Annotated in this window: 10 protein-coding genes; 3 read left to right on the forward strand and 7 right to left on the reverse strand. The window is 61.2% G+C overall.

Annotated features, from left to right (window positions below; genetic code table 11):
* Positions 1–86 precede the first annotated feature (86 nt).
* The 4 genes from AC07ZE_RS08665 to speB form a co-directional block, all read right to left on the reverse strand.
* Positions 87–1,466, reverse strand: a complete 1,380-nt coding sequence (locus AC07ZE_RS08665) for a sodium:solute symporter family protein (protein WP_207263380.1) — start codon at positions 1,464–1,466, stop codon at positions 87–89.
* Between the two features lie 97 nt (positions 1,467–1,563).
* Positions 1,564–3,075 carry a purine-cytosine permease family protein gene (locus tag AC07ZE_RS08670; protein WP_207263382.1) on the reverse strand — a complete coding sequence of 504 codons (1,512 nt, stop codon included), beginning with the start codon at positions 3,073–3,075 and terminating at the stop codon, positions 1,564–1,566.
* Positions 3,076–3,129: 54 nt separating this feature from the next.
* Positions 3,130–3,552, reverse strand: coding sequence for a YybH family protein (locus AC07ZE_RS08675; RefSeq protein WP_207263384.1), 423 nt, complete (start codon positions 3,550–3,552; stop codon positions 3,130–3,132).
* Positions 3,553–3,561: 9 nt separating this feature from the next.
* Positions 3,562–4,512, reverse strand: a complete 951-nt coding sequence (gene speB / locus AC07ZE_RS08680; RefSeq protein WP_056853080.1) for an agmatinase — start codon at positions 4,510–4,512, stop codon at positions 3,562–3,564.
* A gap of 273 nt (positions 4,513–4,785) precedes the next feature.
* On the opposite strand from speB, the gene AC07ZE_RS08685 reads away from it, so the two are divergent.
* A complete protein-coding gene (locus AC07ZE_RS08685; protein ID WP_095196413.1) occupies positions 4,786–5,679 on the forward strand; it encodes a LysR family transcriptional regulator in 894 nt (297 codons plus the stop codon).
* 4 nt (positions 5,680–5,683) lie between these two features.
* Positions 5,684–6,280, forward strand: a complete 597-nt coding sequence (locus tag AC07ZE_RS08690; RefSeq protein WP_207263386.1) for a tRNA-uridine aminocarboxypropyltransferase — start codon at positions 5,684–5,686, stop codon at positions 6,278–6,280.
* Between the two features lie 120 nt (positions 6,281–6,400).
* On the opposite strand, the gene AC07ZE_RS08695 is transcribed toward AC07ZE_RS08690, so the two are convergent.
* Genes AC07ZE_RS08695 through AC07ZE_RS08705 form a run of 3 tightly spaced genes read right to left on the reverse strand, consistent with a single transcriptional unit; the run spans position 6,401 to position 11,302 of the window.
* Positions 6,401–7,756 (reverse strand): HlyD family type I secretion periplasmic adaptor subunit, encoded by a 1,356-nt coding sequence (locus AC07ZE_RS08695; protein ID WP_095196415.1) that lies wholly within the window; start codon positions 7,754–7,756, stop codon positions 6,401–6,403.
* 9 nt (positions 7,757–7,765) lie between these two features.
* On the reverse strand, positions 7,766–9,925 hold the full coding sequence (locus AC07ZE_RS08700) for a type I secretion system permease/ATPase (protein WP_207263389.1): 2,160 nt from the start codon (positions 9,923–9,925) through the stop codon (positions 7,766–7,768).
* A gap of 18 nt (positions 9,926–9,943) precedes the next feature.
* Positions 9,944–11,302, reverse strand: coding sequence for a TolC family outer membrane protein (locus AC07ZE_RS08705; RefSeq protein WP_207263390.1), 1,359 nt, complete (start codon positions 11,300–11,302; stop codon positions 9,944–9,946).
* 597 nt (positions 11,303–11,899) lie between these two features.
* On the opposite strand from AC07ZE_RS08705, the gene AC07ZE_RS08710 reads away from it, so the two are divergent.
* A complete protein-coding gene (locus tag AC07ZE_RS08710; protein WP_207263399.1) occupies positions 11,900–18,283 on the forward strand; it encodes a retention module-containing protein in 6,384 nt (2,127 codons plus the stop codon).
* Positions 18,284–18,342: the final 59 nt, after the last annotated feature.

Raw genomic sequence — 18,342 nt, forward strand, 5'->3', positions numbered from 1 at the left:
TCCCTTATTTCCTGCGGTGCAGGAAATAAGGGAGGACACCCCCGTGCCACACCCGTCGAAGAAAGCATCAAGTTGTTATGTTCAGCTTAGGCGGCGCTGGCCACCACTGCCGGGCGACGGGACATCAGACTGATCACCACGAAGCTCACCAGACCTACAGCCAGGCTGTAGTAGATCGGGGTGTTGGCATCCAGACCGTCCTTGACCATGAACAGCAGGGCGGTGGCGAAGCCCATGCCCATGCTGGCGATGGCGCCGGCGGTGGTGGCGCGTTTCCAGAAGATCGCACCGATCAGCGGAATCAGCATGCCGCCCACCAACAGGTTGTAGGCCAGGGTCAGGGCGCTGATCACGTCGTTCACCACCAGGGCGATGCCGAGCACCACAACACCGGTCAGCATAGTGACGACACGGTTGAGGCCCAGGCTCGACTGTTTACCGCCACGCAGTTTCGGCAGCAGGTCTTCGGTCAGGGTGGTAGCGGCGGCGAGCAGGCCGGCGCTGGCGGTGGACATCATGGCAGCCAGTGCGGCTGCGATGACCAGGCCACGGACACCGTCCGGCAGGGACAGCTTCACGATGGCGGCGAAAGCATTATTTACGTTGTCCAGATCCGGGATCAGCACGTGAGCGGCCATGCCGATCAGGGCGCAGGCCAGGCCGTAGAGGATGCAGTAGACACCGGCGAACGTACCGGCGACCTGAGCCACTTTGGCGGTCTTGACGGTGAACACCCGTTGCCAGATGTCCTGACCGATCAGGATGCCGAAGAAGTAGATCATGAAGTAGGTGATGATGGTGTCCCAACCGATGGTGGTGAAGCTGAAGCTCGCCGCCGGCAGTTTCAACACCAGTTCGTCCCAGCCGCCGACGCGGTACAGGCAGATTGGCAACAGGATGAACATCAGGCCAACGGTCTTGATCACGAACTGGACGATGTCGGTCAGGGTCAGCGACCACATGCCGCCAATGGCCGAGTAGATCACCACCACGCCACCACCGAGCAGTACCGAGATCCAGAACGGCAGGCCGAACAGCACTTGCAGTACGGTGCCGATCGCCAGGATCGAGGTCACGCCGATCATCAGTGCATACGCCAGCATGATCACCGCGCTCGCAGAGCGGGCCATCGGGTTGTAGCGTTTCTCCAGCACCTGGGTAACGGTGTAGATCTTCAGTTTCAACAGCGGCTTGGCCAGAAACAGGTTCAGCGCCACGATCCCGCAACCCAGTGCGGCGCAGAGCCAGAAGCCGGAGATGCCATGCACGTAGCCCAGGCGCACGGTGCCTACGGTGGACGCGCCGCCGAGGACGGTGGCCGCCATGGTGCCCATGTACAGGCTCGGGCCGAGGTTACGACCGGCAACCAAAAAGTCTTCGTTGGTCTTGGCCTTGCGCATGCCGTAGTAGCCAAGTATCAGCATCGCGGCGGCGTAGATGAGTACGACGAATAAATCCAAAGCCATGATGGCGTGTCTCCGATTGTCTTTTTTATGGTGAAACTAAGACGTTTCTGTGGGGCTGCTCTTTGTGGGAGCGAGCCTGCTCGCTCCCACAGGTATTTCAGGCGACTTGTCGCATCGCCGGTTTAACGAGCGAATCCGTGCTCTTGCTGCGTGGATCATTCGGGCCGAACACCGCAGTCGATTCCGGGAACAGGCTCAGCAATACCAGGTACACCACCGAGGCAAGGCTCAGGGTCACCGGCAGACTGATGTCGATACCGCCGGCCAGTTCGCCCAGTGGTCCGACGAACTGCCCCGGCAGGTTCACGAAGCACAGGCCGACGGCCGCGCTCGGGATCCAGGCACCCAGTCCACGCCAGTTCCAGCCGTGGGTGAACCAGTAGCGGCCACCTTTTTCGCCGCGGGTGAACACTTGCAAGTCATCCGGGCAGTAGAAGCCGCGACGCACCAGCAGGCCGATGATCATGATCACCATCCATGGGGTCGTGCAGGTGATGATCAGCACGGCGAAGGTCGACACGCTCTGCACCAGGTTCGCTGCGAAGCGGCCGATGAAGATGAAGGCAATCGACATCACACCGATCAGCAGCGTGGCCTTGACCCGTGACAGCACCCGTGGAAACACGCTGGACATGTCCAGCCCGGTGCCATAGAGCGAGGTGGTGCCCGTGGACATGCCGCCGATTACCGCGATCAGGCACACCGGCAGGAAGAACCAGCTCGGCGATACGGCCAGCAGACCACCGACATAGTTGTTGGCCGCGATGTAGTCCGGCGCTTTGATCGCCACGATAGTGGCGGTGGCGAGGCCGAACAGGAACGGGATCAAGGTGGCGAGTTGCGCCGCGATAACCGACAGCATGATTCGGCCTTTGGGCGTCTCACGCGGAATGTAGCGCGACCAGTCGCCAAGGAATGCGCCGAAGGAAATCGGGTTGCTCATGGCCACCAGCGCAGCACCGATAAAGGCTGCCCAGAAACCGGCCTGCCCCATGGCCACCGTGCCGGCGTACTGACTGTCGAAAGCCGGAGCAAAGGCGAAAATGCCCAGCAGGAACAGCAGGCTGGCCGCCCACACCGCAATGCGGTTGACCCACAGCATGAAGCGGAAGCCGTAGATGCACACGGTCAAAACCAGCAGCGCGAACAGGCCGTAGGCCAGGCCCAGGGTCAGATCGGTTTCCGGCAAATTGATCAGGCGTTTGGCACCCCCCACCAGTGCATCACCCGAGCTCCAGACGGAGAGCGAGAAAAACGCGATAGCGGTCAACAGCGACAGAAAAGAGCCGACGATGCGCCCGTGTACGCCGAAGTGCGCGCCGGAGGACACCGCGTTGTTGGTGCCGTTGATAGGGCCGAACAAGCCCATTGGCGCCAGAATCAATGCACCGAGCACCACACCCAGCACAATCGCCCAGACGCCCGCCTGGAACGACAGGCCGAACAGTACCGGGAAGCTGCCGAGTACGGCGGTGGCGAAGGTGTTCGCGCCGCCGAAGATCAAGCGAAAGAGGTCACTGGGCCGGGCGTCGCGTTCATTGTCGGGGATCTGTTCGACCCCGTTTGTTTCGATGCTGCTAAGGCTTTTTTCGTTGTTGTTGTTATTCATGATCTGCTCCGATCATAAAGGCGCGCTCATCGTGTGTGAGCGTCACCTGTTTGGCTAAGGGGTTGGCAGCCCTTCCGGCATAGCGGACAAATGTTCGTGACAGGCCAGCCACAGGCCTTGTTGTTCTTGGCCAGACGCTTGTTTCTTGAAAACAATCGTCTCGCGCTCCTGGCTGAAGTGTTGCTCCCCTTGCATGCGCAGCTCGGTGGCCACGTCATGGATGAAAATCGCCATGTCACCCTGCACGCTGACGAAAGCGTTGCTCGACGTGCACGACAGCACCTCGAAGCCATCCTCGGCACACCAGCTGTCCCACAACGCCTGGTAGGCGTCGCGCGACAACAGGGGTTGTTCGAGGGTGTGGAAAACGAAGCTGGCATCGGCGCTGAACGCGCCGAAGTAGGCTTCGCGATCGTTTCGGGCGAAGGCGGACACCAGATCGGCAGCCGCTTTCAAAACCTGATCACGTTCGTTCATGACCGATCCTCAGCGGTGAACCACGCCAGGCAGTACGCAGAGCATTTCGTACAGCAGGTTGGCGGCCAGCAGCGAGGTGTTACCGGTGGTGTCGTAAGCGGGCGAGACTTCTACCAGATCGCAACCGATCAGGTCGAGGCCTTGGCAGCCACGAACGATCTCGATCGCCTGAATGGTCGTCAGACCACCGATTTCCGGGGTTCCGGTACCTGGTGCCCATGCCGGGTCGATACCGTCGATGTCGAAGCTCAGGTACACCGGGCCCCCACCGACTTTCTCGCGCACTTCAGCCATCAACGGCGCCAGGGATTTGTGCCAGCACTCTTCGGCCTGCACCACGCGGAAGCCCTGGTTGCGGCTCCAGTTGAAGTCGTCAGCGGTATAGCCCTGGGCACGCAGGCCGATTTGTACCACGCGGTCCGGATCGATCAAGCCTTCTTCGACAGCGCGACGGAAGGTGGTGCCGTGGGCGATTTTCTCGCCGAACATGTGATCGTTCACATCGGCGTGGGCGTCGATGTGCACCAGGCCGACCTTGCCGTGCTTTTTATGAATGGCACGCAGGATCGGCAGGGTGATGGTGTGGTCGCCGCCCAACGTCAGGGGGATTACATCGTGTTCGAGGATGTTGTCGTAGGACTCTTCGATGATCCGTACGGCATCCAGCAGGTTGAAGGTGTTGATCGCCACGTCGCCGATGTCGGCAACCGACAGCGAGTCGAACGGCGCCGCACCGGTCGCCATGTTGTACGGGCGGATCATGACCGATTCGGCGCGGATGTCACGTGGCCCGAAACGGGTGCCGGGGCGCAGCGAGGTACCGATGTCCAGGGGCACGCCAACAAAGGCAGCGTCCAGGCCGGCAGCGGTAGGAACATGGGGGAGTCGCAGCATGGTGGCGATGCCGCCGAAACGCGGCATTTCGTTGCCGCCCAGTGGTTGGTGAAGAATCTTGTCCACGGGTAGGGCCTCATCGTCGTTGTTTTATTTATGTCGGTTGCGCAGGTCGGGCAGACGCAGGCACCGCTGTGGGCCGATTCTGCGAAATGTAGTGGCCTGGAAGAATCGCTACGGGCAAATACTTAGTTCAGATTTTTCTAAACTAATGGGGGTGACGGAGATAGACTTGTCAGTTGTTGAATGCAGCACCCCATGTGGGAGCGAGCAAGCCCGCTCCCACAGTTGATCTCCATCGCCAGGAGCATCGCGCGCTACCTTGTAATCGGAGCCCCCATGGCCAACGCTTTACCCGACCTGAAACTATTGCGCATTTTCGTCAGCGTGGTGCGTCATCAGGGATTCGCCAACGCCCAGCAAGAACTCAACCTCTCGACCTCGGCCATCAGCACCTACATGAGCCAGCTCGAGTCGGCGCTGGGCCTGGTGCTGTGCCATCGCGGCCGCGGCGGTTTCAGCCTGACCAGCAAGGGCGAGCTGTTCCATCAGGAAACCCTGCGTCTATTGGCCGAGTTGGAAGGCTTCGAACAATACGCAGCAGCGCTCAAGGGCGAATTGCGCGGAACGTTGAACCTGGGGGTGATCGACTCCACCGTCAGCGACAAGGCCTTGCCGTTCGCCGAAGCCATCGGCGCCTACAGCCAGGAACACCCGGCTGTGCATTTGCATTTGTCGGTGATGAGCCCCTACGAACTGCAACTGGGCGTGCAGGACAACCGCCTCGACCTGGCCATCGGCGCGTTCTCCACGCGCATGAGCGGTCTGGTGTACATGCCGCTGTACCGCGAGCAGCACTGGTTGTATTGCAGCACGCGGCATCCGCTGTTCAACGAGCGGCGCATTCCCGAGCAGGTCATCACCCAGCAGCGCATGGTCGGTCGTGGTTACTGGAGCCAGGCTGAACTGGCCCGCCATGGCTTCAAGCACAGCGCCGCAACGGTGGAGAGTATGGAGGCGCAGCTGATTCTGGTGCTGTCCGGCGCCTACATCGGTTACTTGCCGGAGCACTACGCCCAGGCCTGGGCCGACAAGGGCGACTTGCGTGTGCTGTTGCCGGCGACCTTCGGTTATCAGGCACCGTTTTCGATGATCGTACGCCGGGGCCGCAGCCGCGAGCCGCTGATCCAGACTTTCCGCGATCTGCTCAAAGCGCAGCTCAATCAGGTTTAAGACGATGTCCAGAATTCAATGCCCGCGCTGCCTGCGTCCGCAAAGCCATTGCCTGTGCCCACTGATTCCCAGCCTCGATAGCCGCACCCGAGTCTTGCTCTTGCAACATCCCAGCGAAGTGAATCATGCGTTGAACACCGCACGGCTGGCGGCGTTGGGCTTGAACAATGCCGAGTTGATCGTCGGCGAGGTATTCGAAGATTTGCCGAGGTTGTTGAATCAGTCGGGGTACCAGGCGCGTTTGCTGTTTCCCGGCGACGATGCGCAGCCGATGCAAGCTTACAGCGCATCCGACGAGCCGTTGCTGCTGGTGGTACCGGACGGCACCTGGCGCAAGGCGCGCAAGATATTGCACCTCAATCCACGGCTGGCGGCGCTGCCGAGGGTGACCCTGGCCGAGGGCGGCGTGTCCCGTTATCGGCTGCGCAAGGCACCGGGGCCGGGAGCCTTGTCGACGGTGGAGGCGATTGTGCAAGCGTTGCAGACGCTGGAAGCGCCGGCTTCATTCGAGCCGTTGCTCAAGCCGTTCGAGGCGTTGATCGAAGGGCAGATTACGGCGATGGGGCAGGAGGTTTTTCAGCGTAATCATGGGCCGAAATAGTCGTTGCCTGTGCGAACCTCTTCGCGAGCAGGCTCGCTCCCACATTTGATCGCATTCCATTGTGGGAGCGAGCCTGCTCGCGAAAGCGATAGAACAATCACCCAAAATATCTGATCGAAACTACCGCTCGCGCATCGCCTCAGTCCGCGCCTTGAGCACCGGTTTCAGTAAATAATCCAATACCGTTTTCTCCCCGGTAATGATATCCACCGTCGCCACCATCCCCGGAATGATCAGCAGCGGTTTTGCATCCCCGCCCAAATGGTTTTTATCGGTGCGCACCTGGATCAGGTAGAAGCTGTTGCCCTTGTCGTCGGTAATGGTGTCGGCACCAATCAGCTCAAGCTTGGCGCTCAGGCCGCCATAGATCGTGTAGTCGTAGGCGGTGAACTTGACCATGGCTTTTTGCCCGGGATGCAGGAACGCCACGTCCTGTGGCCGCACTTTGGCCTCGATCAGCAGGTTGTCTTCCAGGGGGACGATTTCCACCATATCGCTGCCCGGCTGGACCACGCCGCCAATGGTGTTGACCTTCAATACTTTGATGATGCCCTTGACCGGCGAGGTCACCGTAGTGCGGGTCACGCGGTCGTCGATGGCGATGCTCGACGCCGTGATTTTCGACAGGTCGGTGCGTTTCTCATTCAGCTCCTTGGCCGCTTCCGAGCGAAAGGTTTGTTCCGATTCGTCGATCTTGCTTTTGATCTCGGCCATTGCCGATTCCGCCCGGGGAATCGCCAGGGTGGTGGCATTCAGCGAACCGCGGATTTCCACAGCGCTGCGCTTGAGTCGCAGGATCTCCACCGGCGACACGGCGCCCGTCTTGACCAGCGGCTCGGACATGGCCATCTCCTGATTGACCAGCGCCAGGCTTGAACTGTATTGCCCGGCTTTCGAGCGAAATTCCGCCAGCTCCTGGGTTTTTTGCCGAAGTTGTTCACTCAGTGTGCGCTGTTCGCTGGCCAGTCGACGTTGCCGTTGTTCGTACAGCGAGCGTTCGTCTTCGGCCACTTGCGGCGCCTTGGCGATCACTTCTTCCGACAGTTTGAAGGGCCGGCCTTCGGCTTCCGCCGACAGTCGCTCGACCTGCGCGGTCAGTGCATACCGATCGGCCTCGCTTTCGCCCTTGTTCGACTGGTAGCGCGTGTCATCCAGGCGCAACAGGGTGTCGCCCTTGTTCACCATCTGCCCTTCGCGCACGAAGATCTCGGTGACGATGCCGCCCTCCAGGTTCTGGATCACTTGCACCTTGCTCGACGGAATGGCCTTGCCTTCGCCCATGGTCACTTCTTGCAACACGGCGAACTTGGCCCAGAGCAGCGCGCTGATCAACAGCGCTGCCGCCAGCCACACGGTGACCCGTGACCAGCGCGGAGAATCCTGCAGCGAGGCGCCGGCCGTTTCCGGCATGAATTCAACTTCGGCGCTTTTGTTAAAACTTTTGAAGTAGCCGCGCGAACCTTGATCAGCAGACATGGGCTACTCCTAGACCGCCGCAGAGCCGACGCGGCCCTTGCGCAGTGCATCGATGACCGCTTCTTTCGGTCCGTCGGCGACGATCCGTCCGTTATCCAGCACCACCAGCCGATCCACCAGGCTCAGCATCGAGGTGCGGTGGGTCACCAGCAGCACGGTTTTGCCCTGGACCCAGCCGTGGAGTTTTTGCCGCAGAACGTCTTCGCTGCTGTTGTCCATGGCGCTGGTGGGCTCGTCGAGCAGCATGATCGGCGGATCCAGGAGCAAGGCCCGGGCCAGCAGCACAGCCTGGCGTTGGCCGCCGGAAAGCAGTTGCCCGCGCTCGCCGACGGGGCGGTCGAAGCCTTGCGGATGTTGCCGGGCCAGTTCGGTGACGCCGGTCAGTTCCGCCACTTCGAGCATGCGCGCGTCGCTGATGTAGCGCGCGCCGAGGGTCAGGTTGTCGCGCAGGCTGCCGGCCAGCAGCGGCAGGTCATGGGCGACATAACCGATCTGATGGCGCAGGTCGGCGACGTCCAGTTGCCGCAGGTCCAGACCATCGAGCAGCAACTGGCCTTCCGCAGGTTCGTAGAACCCCATCACCAGGCGCGCCAGGGTACTTTTGCCCGAGCCGCTGCGGCCGATGATGCCGATCCGTTCACCGGGTTTTACGCTGAAGCTGACATTGGCCAGTGCCGGGGCGCTCTGGCCGTTGTAATTGAACGTCACGCCGATCACGTCCAGCGCGCCTTGCAGTTGTGTACGCTCCAGCGGCCGTTGCCGGGCGTCCCGTTCCTGAGGCAGGGACATCAGGGCGTCGGTACTCTTCATGGTCAGTTGCGCTTGCTGGTAGCGGGTAATCAACCCGGCGATTTGCCCCAGCGGGGCCAGTACCCGGCTGCCGAGCATGTAGGTCGCCACCAGCGCGCCGACACTGAGGTTGCCGGCGATGATGCTGTAGACCCCGGCGACGATGGTTGCCATGCCGGAAAACTGCTGGATGAACAGGGTGCCGTTGGTGGCCAGCGCCGCCAGGTTACGCGCGTGACTGTCGAGGCGGGTGAGGGCGCCGTGGGTGCTTTCCCATTTGTGCTGGCGCTCGCTTTCGGCGCTGCAAGCCTTGAGGGTTTCCAGGCCGCCGAGGGTTTCGATCAGCAGGGCCTGGCGTTCGGCCCCCAGGGTCAGGCTTTTTTGCACGGTGTCGCGCAGGCGCGCCTGAATCACCATGGCGAAAATGATGGTGATCGGAAAGGCCAGGATCGGAATCACCACCAGCCAACCGCCGAGCAGACCGATTACCAGCAGCATCAGCAAGGCAAAGGGCAGGTCGATCAAGCTGGTGAGGGTCACGGCGGTGAGAAACTCCCGCAGGCCCTGGAAGTCGTGAATACTCTGGGCAAAACCGCCGATGGTCGCCGGACGCGCTTTCATTGCCATGCCTGTGATGCGTTCGAACAGCGTCGCCGACAGGATCACGTCGGTTTTCTTCCCGGCGGTGTCCAGCAAGTGCGCACGCACCACGCGCAGCACCAACTCGAAAACGGTGCCGATCAGCAAACCAATGGACAGCACCCACAGGGTCGAAGTGGCCTGGTTGGGCACCACGCGGTCGTAGGTCTGCATCACGAACAGCGGCACCATCAGGCCCAGCAGATTGATCAGCAAGCTTGCCAGGACCGCGTCGCTGTACAACCATTTCGACAGTTTCAGTGTGTCGCGAAACCAGGCCTGAACCCGCGGCACCAATGGCGAGCGCAGGTCTTCGAGTTCATGCCGTGGACGGGCGAACAGGGCCTGGCCGGCGTAATGCTTTTCAAGCTCTTCGGTCCTGATCCATTGTTCGCCGCCGTCGGCTTCGCTGGGCAGGATCAACAATCGGCCGTCTTCGCCATGACGGCGCAGCACCGCGGTGCGACCATCGTTGAGCAGCAGCATGACGGGCAGGTTGAGCGGGGAAATATCCTTGAGGTCGCGGCGCAGCAGGCGCGCCTGCAAACCGGCCCGGGCCGCTGCGCGTGGCAGCAGGTCCAGGCTCAGGCGTTGGTGTGCCATTGGCAGCCCGGCACTGAGGCTGGCGCGACTGACCGTCGCGCCATGGAGTTTGCAGAGAATCAACAGACCGTCCAGCAGTGGGTCATCGAAGCTCAGGCGCGGATCGACACCGGTGTTGCCAGGTTCCATGCTGGTCACATTGATCGCTCCCTCGCACTACTTCAGTTCAGGCAAACGCGCTTCGTTTTTCACATCGGTCTGGGCGATCGCATCGGCGGGCAACACCACCCGCTGCTTGCTCAACAACTGGCCCATGTTCGCCAGTACCCGGTACATCGAAAACTCTTCGGTGTAGCGCACTTCGGTGTAGCGGCGATTGGCGTTGTAGAGTTCGTTTTCACTGTCCAGCAGGTCGAGCAGGGTGCGTTGGCCGAGGCCGAACTGATCCTGATAGGCCAAGCGCACGCGTTTACTGGTTTCGGCGTATTCGCGGGCGGTCGGGGTTTGCTTCTTGGCGTTGACCATGGCGTTCCAGGCCAGGTGAATGTTTTCGTTGAGTTGGCGCAGGGCGTTGTTGCGGATGTCCATGGCCTGATTGATCTTGTGTGCATTGGATTGCAGGCGCGCCTTGTCGCTGCCGCCGCGGAACAGGTTGTAGTTCATCACCACCCCGACCCGCCATTCATTGTCATGGCCCTCTTCGCCGGCGATGTTGTTGTTCGCGCCCACCGCGGCCTCTGCGTCGAAACGTGGGTAGAACGGCGACTTGGCAACCTCGTACTGGCTCTCGGCCGATTGCACGTCGGCCTGGGCGGATTTCAGATAGGGATTGTTTTCCACCATGCTCTGCTGGGCTTCGGGCAGGCTGGCCGGCAGCTCGCCGCGGGTAGAGGGCGGGGTTTCAAGTTCATCGGGCATGCGCCCGACGACGGCGTAGAAGTTTGACTCGGCGTCGGCCAGGTCTACCTCGGCGGTGTCGAGGTTGTTCTCCGCCAGTGCCCGACGAGCGGTGGACTGATCGGCGTCGGCGTTACTGCCGACGCCACGTTCGGTACGCAGGCCGATCTGGTCGTTGACCCGCAAATGCGCTTGCAGGTTGTTCTTGGCCAGTGTCACCAGTTCACGGCGCTTGAGCACTTCGAGATAAACCTCGATGGTGCGCAGGGCCAGATCCTGGGCGGTGCCTTGGGCGTAGTACGCCCGAGAGTTGACTACCCCCTTGGTGCGCTCGACCTCGTTGGCGGTATTGAAGCCATCGAAGAGCATCTGCCGCAGGCGCAGTTCCGATTGCGTGTAGTTGAGGATTTCCGTGTGGTGATTGCCGAACGCGCGCGTATTGGTGTTATCGCTGTACCCGCGTCCATAGGCGGCGTTCAAGTCAACCGATGGATAAAAGCCCCCCTTGGCGACCTTCACGTCCTCATCGGCCGACAGACGGCTGTCCACCCGCGACGCCAGCTCAGGGTGGGTCGCAATGGTGCTCTGGATCGCTTCGGTCAATGACATGGCTTGAGCCTGAGAGGTGCAGGCCATGGCCAATAAAATGGCGGTGTAGAGGGGGGTTAAAAGGCGCATGGGTACATCTCCCTGATTCCTGATGGCGCTTTATGAGTCGCCAATTATTTGACGACATTTATAGGCAAACCGTTTCATGCTTTTAACAACAGAGCTAAGAACATTCTGGAGAGAATCTAAGAAGTATTTCTCATAAGACTTATGCCGAAAAAAACTTATGCGCGCTGAAAAATCCAGCACATTGTTCAATTGCGAAGCCCTTGATTTATGAGCTTTAGGGCGCTCATCAGGGCTTGGGAAAAGTTCCGATCCATTTATCGACATAGGGCGGAGAGGTGCTGGAGGGGAGGGACGTGTAACGGAAATTTGGTGACGGTTTTTTGTCACTTGGGTGATTCAGAACCGTTACGCATCGCTCGCAGGGCAAGTTGTCTCGAATGTGGAACTCGATGCCATTGATCGCAAAGGGCTTTTTTCCACCGTAGACGACGCCCGTGAGCAACACGCTGGGCGAGATCGTCGCCGGGGCAGCGGCTTACTCAGGTAATGCCGCTGATCGGGTAGACGATCCGCCGGGCGACCCGTTTGAGCCATCCATGAGCATGTTCTCCGCAACAAAAAAGGTGCCGACAGCGGTTGGCAACGGAGGAAATGCACATGGCTACGCTCATCGGTATCGTCAGTAAGGTCATCGGTCAGGTGTTCGCGACAGGGGGTGACGGCACCCGTCGCGTTCTGATCGAGGGCGACCGATTGTTCGCCGGTGATCAGCTCAGTACCGGGGCCGAAGGGGCCGTGGCGGTGCATCTGCAAAATGGCCAGGAACTGACCCTTGGACGGGGCAGCAGCCTGCAAATGACCTCTCAGTTATTGGCGGATCAGCCCTCCCGTGTGGACACGGCCGAGGCGGTTACACCGACCCAGGCACAGCTCACCGATGTCGAACAACTGCAAAAAGCGATTGCTGCCGGTGATGACCCGACGCAGACCGCTGAAGCGACGGCAGCCGGGCCGGGTTCGACCGGGCCGGCCGGTGGTGCACTGGGTGGGGGCCACAGTTTTGTATTGCTTGAAGAAGTGGGCGGGCGGGTCGATCCGATCATTGGCTTCCCCACCGCCGGTTTCAATGGCATCCCCGAGTTTCCCGAAGAGCGGCACGAAGGTGATGTCGACCCCGACGCTGACCCGGTGATCACGCCTGTCGTCAACAATCCGGTCACCCTCGATGGTCTCTCGGTAAAAGGCGGCGAACTGACCCTCAACGAAGCCAACCTTGCCGACGGCTCGGCGAGCAATCCCGGCGCGCTGACCAAGAGCGGTACCTTCACCGTCACGGCGCCCGATGGGCTGACCAGCCTGAGCATCGGCGGGATCAACGTCATCAGCGGCGGTGTCGCCGTGGGCTTCCCGCAGTCGATCACCACTGCGCTGGGCAGCACCCTGACCATCACTGGTTACAACCCGACTACCGGTGTGGTGAGCTACAGCTACACCCTCAACGACAACGAAACCCATACGTCCGGTGATGGCACTACCCTCAGCGAGCACTTCACCGTGGTGGCCGGCGACAGCAACGGCGACACCGCCACCGGTTCTCTGGACGTCAACATTACCGACGATGTGCCAAAAGCGGTCGATGACGGCAATGGCACGGCATCTGAAACCCAACAGACCCTGAACGGCAACGTGCTGACCAACGACGTGCAAGGCGCCGATCGTGTGCCGGTCGGTGAGAATGCCGGCCCGATCACCCCCGGCACTTTCGTCGGTAAATACGGGACCTTGGTGCTGAACGCCAATGGCACTTACACCTACACCCTGAACACCAACGATGCGGACTTCAAAGCCTTGCACGGCGGTGGCAACGGCACCGAAACCTTCACCTATACCCTTACCGATGCCGACGGCGACACCAGCACCGCCAACCTGGTGCTGAACATCCACAACAACGACGATGGCGTGACCCTCAACGGTCTCGACGTGTCGGGTGGCGAACTGACGGTCCATGAGAAAAACCTCAGCGACGGCACCAGCCCCAATGCCCCGGCCCTGACCCAGAGCGGTACCTTCACGATCACCGCGCTGGATGGTCTGCAAACCCTGACCGTGGGTGGCATCACCGTGGTCAGCGGTGGCATGGCCGCCGGTTTCCCGCAATCGATCGTCACGCCATTGGGCAGCACCCTGACCATCACCGGCTATAACCCGGTCACCGGTGTGGTCAGCTACAGCTACACCCTGGTGAACAACGAGGCCCACCCGACCGCCAACGGCGCCAACAGCCTCACCGAGAACTTCAACGTCGTCGCCACCGACACCGATGGCAGTACCGCCACCGGGCAGATCAACGTCAACATCGTCGACGACTTGCCGACGGCCAAAGCCGATGCCACCTCCGTACAGGAGGGCGGTATCGTCAGTGGCAATGTACTGGACAACGATATCGGCGGCGCCGACGGTCCGGCCGCCAGCGGTGCGGTGGTCGGCGTGCGTGCCGGGTCGGATACCTCGACCTCGGCCATCGGCGGCTTGAACAGCCAAATCAATGGTACCTACGGCTACCTGACCCTCGATGCCAATGGCAATGCGGTCTACCACAGCAACCCCAACGCCGTGAGCGGCCCCGGTGCGACTGACGTATTCACCTACACTGTGCGTGATGCCGATGGCGATGAAAGCACCACCACCATCACCATCGACGTGTACAACAGTTGCCTGAGAGCGGTCAGCGACACCGACGTGACCGTGTACGAAAATGCCCTCGACCTGAACAAGGACGGCCAGGACCTGGCCGCCGGTACGGTCGCCGGCAGCCAGCCCGGCAGCACCGGCGAAACCGCCAGCGGCACCCTCGTCGGCTCGGTCACCGGCGCCGTCGGGGCGGTCACCTACACCCTGGTCGGCAGTGCTATCGGGGCTTTCGGGCAAATTCACCTCAATCCGAACGGCACCTACACCTACACCCTGACTTCCCCGCCAGGCACGACGCCGCACGCCAATGACGGCGCGAATGTCACGCACGAAACCTTCACCTACAAGGCTACAGACTCCCTGGGCAACGTCGTCACCAGCACCATCGTGGTCGACATCGTCGATGACGTGCCCAAAGCGATGAATGACAACAACGCCCACACGGCGTCGGAGTCGTTGCTTACCCTCAACGGCAATGTGCTGACCAACGACGTGCAAGGCGCCGATACCGTGGCGACCGGCCCCCACAGTGGCCCGATCACCCCTGGCACCTTCGTCGGCACCTACGGCACCCTGGTGCTCAATGCCAATGGCACTTACACCTACACCCTCAACACCAGCGATGCGGATTTCAAAGCCCTGCACGGTGGTGGCAACGGGACAGAAACCTTCACCTATACCCTCACGGATGCCGATGGCGATATCAGCACCGCCAATCTGGTGCTGAACGTCCATAACAACAACGACCTGGTCATCATCAAGGGCCTGGATGTCGATTGTGGCGAGCTGACGGTCTACGAAAAGAACCTCAGCGACGGCTCCCATCCCAACGCACCGGCGCTGACCCAGAGCGGCACGTTCACCGTCACCGCGCTGGATGGCCTGCAAACCCTGACCGTCGGCGGTATCGCCGTGGTCACTGGAGGCGTGGCCGCCGGTTTTCCGCAATCGATCGTCACGCCGCTGGGCAGCACCCTGACCATCACCGGCTACGACCCGGCCACCGGTGTGGTCAGCTACAAATACACCCTGATGGACAACGAGACCCACCCGAATGCCAACGGTGCCAACAGCATTACCGAGAACTTCAACGTGGTCGCTACCGACACCGACGGCAGCACGGCGTCCGGACAGATCAACGTCAACATCGTCGATGATTTGCCGACCGCCAAAGCCGACACCGCCTCTGTGATCGAAGGCGGCACGGTCAGTGGCAATGTGCTGGACAACGACATCGGCGGTGCCGACGGCCTGGCTGCGGTGATCGGCGTGCGCGCCGGCAGCAACACCTCGACTTCGGCAGTGGGTGGCCTCAATACGCAGATCAACGGCAACTACGGCTACCTGACCCTGGACGCCGCCGGCAACGCGGTCTATCACAGCAACCCGAACTCGGTCGCTGCACCGGGGGCTACGGATACGTTCACCTATACCGTGCGCGATGCCGATGGCGATCAAAGCACCACCACCATCACCATTGATGTCTGCAACAGCAATATCCAAGCCGTCACCGACAGCGACGTGACGGTCTATGAAAAAGCCCTGGATACGGGCAAGGACGGACAGGATCTGGCGGCCGGCACCGTCACCGGCAGCGAACCGGGCAATACCGGTGAAACGGCCAGCGGTACCCTGGTCGGTTCGGTCACCGGCGCCAGCGGTGCGGTCACCTACACCCTGGTTGGTAGCGCCACCGGGACGTACGGGCAGATCCTGCTCAACCCCAACGGCACCTACACCTACACCCTGACCTCGGCGCCGAAAACCGCGACGGGTGCCAACGATGGTCCGAACACCCTGAGCGAAAGCTTCACCTACAAAGCCACCGATGCGGGGGGTAACAGCACCACCAGCACCATCGTGGTCAACATCGTCGATGACGTGCCTAAAGCCGTAGCGTCGGAGCGTTCCGTGGCAGCGGTGGAGATCGATTCCAACCTGCTTCTGGTCATCGACGTGTCCGGCAGTATGGCCGACGCATCCGGCGTGCCGGGGTTGTCGCGTCTGGAACTGGCCAAGCAGGCGATCAGCGCTTTGCTCGACAAGTACGATGACCTGGGCGACGTCAAAGTGCAGATTGTGACGTTCAGCAGCAACGCCACCGACAAGACTTCGGTATGGGTCGATGTAGCGACGGCCAAATCGATTATCTCCGGCCTGACGGCAGGCGGTGGCACCAACTACGACGCCGCGGTGGACGTGGCGCAGGATGCGTTCAACACCAACGGCAAATTGACCGGCGCACAGAACGTCGGCTACTTCTTCTCTGATGGCAAACCCAATGAAGGGGATATCGGTAGCTCGGATGAGGCCGCGTGGAAAGCATTCCTCGAGGCCAATGACATCAAGAACTACGCGATTGGCCTGGGCAACGGCGTGAGCGATGCCAACCTTGATCCGCTGGCGTATGACGGCAGCACCGGCACCAATACCAACGCGGTGATCGTCACGGACCTGGGCCAGCTCAACTCGGTGCTTTCCGGCACGGTCATCGGCGCACCGGTGACCGGTTCGTTGCTGGGCGAGGGCGGTACGTTCGGGGCCGATGGTGGCTTCATCAAAACCATCACCGTCGACGGCACCACCTACACCTACGATCCGAAAGGCAACAGCAACCAGGGTTCACTGAACTTCAGCGGTGGCGCCAACCATGGCACCTTCAACACGGCCAACAACACCCTGAGCATCGCCACCGACAACAAGGGCACCCTGGTGGTGAATCTCGATACCGGCGAATACAGCTACGTATCGCAGAAAACCACCACAGTGGTGCTCACCGAAAACATCGGCTTCACCGTCAGCGACAACGACGGCGATCTCGCCAGTTCGACCCTGGTGGTCAAAGTCATTCCGAATGCACCACCGGTGGCCGCCGATGATCACATCATCACCAACGTACTCTCGGGCAACATCACGGTGCCGGGCGAATTGCTGCTGGCCAATGACACCGATCCTGATGGCGATCCGCTGAGCGCGTCGCCGAGCAACTACTACACAGGCTGGGTCGGCAAGGCCGCGGACTTCACCGGGACCGGTGCGATCGACTTCTCCGGCAACGGCGTGAAACCGAGCAACCAGAGCCTGGCCAATGTACGCGGTTCGTTCGTAGCCAATACTGCAACGATGACCGCGTTGTTGGTGATCAGTGGCTACCTGGGCCCAGTCACCGCAGCCAACAGCAACGATGAGGACCGCATCACCGTCAACCTCAAACAGGGGGAAACCCTCAACCTGGACCACAACCTGGCTGCCGGCCATGTCGCGATGGAATACTCCATCAACGGCGGAGCCTGGATTGCCCTGGCGGATGGCCAGACCATCACCGCGGCGGCGGACGGTGTGTACCAGATCCACATCACCAACCTCACCAACCCCAGCGGCAGTGGCGCCAACAATTCCGAGGGTTACCAACTGACGATGAAGCTCGATTACTCCGGGGCGCATGACATCACCCCGGACTATCACGGCAGCTATACCGCCAACGACAACCATGGCGGCAGCGACAGCGCCAATGTGAGCATCAGCTACCAAAATGGCCATACCCTCACCGGTACCGCCGGCAACGACACGCTGGTGGCGGGCAGCGGCGACAATATCCTCAATGCCGGTGATGGCAACGACATCCTCACCGCGGGCACCGGCAACAACGAGCTGCACGGCGGAGCCGGCAATGACTTGCTGTTCAGCGGTGCAGGCAATGACCTGCTCGATGGCGGCACCGGCAACGATACCGCCAGCTACGCCCATGCCACAGCAGGCGTCACGGTCAATCTGGGGACGAGCGGGCCACAGAATACGCTGGGCGCCGGCACTGACACCCTGACAGGCATCGAGAACCTCGTCGGCTCGAGCTTCAACGACAACCTGACCGGTGACAACAACAGCAACATCATCACCGGCGGTCTGGGCAACGACGTCCTCAAGGGCGAGGGTGGCGACGACTTCCTGATCGGCGGCCTGGGCAACAACACCCTGACCGGCGGCAGCGGCGCGGACACCTTCCAGTGGTTCAAGGGCAACAGCGGCCATGACGTGATCACCGACTTCACGCCAGGCACCGATAAACTCGACTTGTCGCAACTGCTGCAAGGGGAAAACGGCACCGCGGCTTCGCTGGATGACTACTTGCACTTCACCGTCAGCGGCAGCGGCGCGTCACTGGTCACCAGCATCGACGTCAGCGCCATGGCTGGTGCTGCGCCGAACCAGACCATCGACCTGGCAGGCGTCAACCTGGCCAGCCATTACGGCGTCACCCCAGGGGCGGGCGGGGTGATTTCCGGTGCGGACTCGGCAACCATCATCAACGGCATGCTCAACGATCATTCGTTGAAGGTGGATACCGTATGACCTGAGGGCCCGGCTCACACAAATCCCTGAGGGAGCGAGCCTGCTCGCCAAAGCGGTGG

The sequence above is a fragment of the Pseudomonas sp. GW101-3H06 genome (assembly GCF_059424605.1).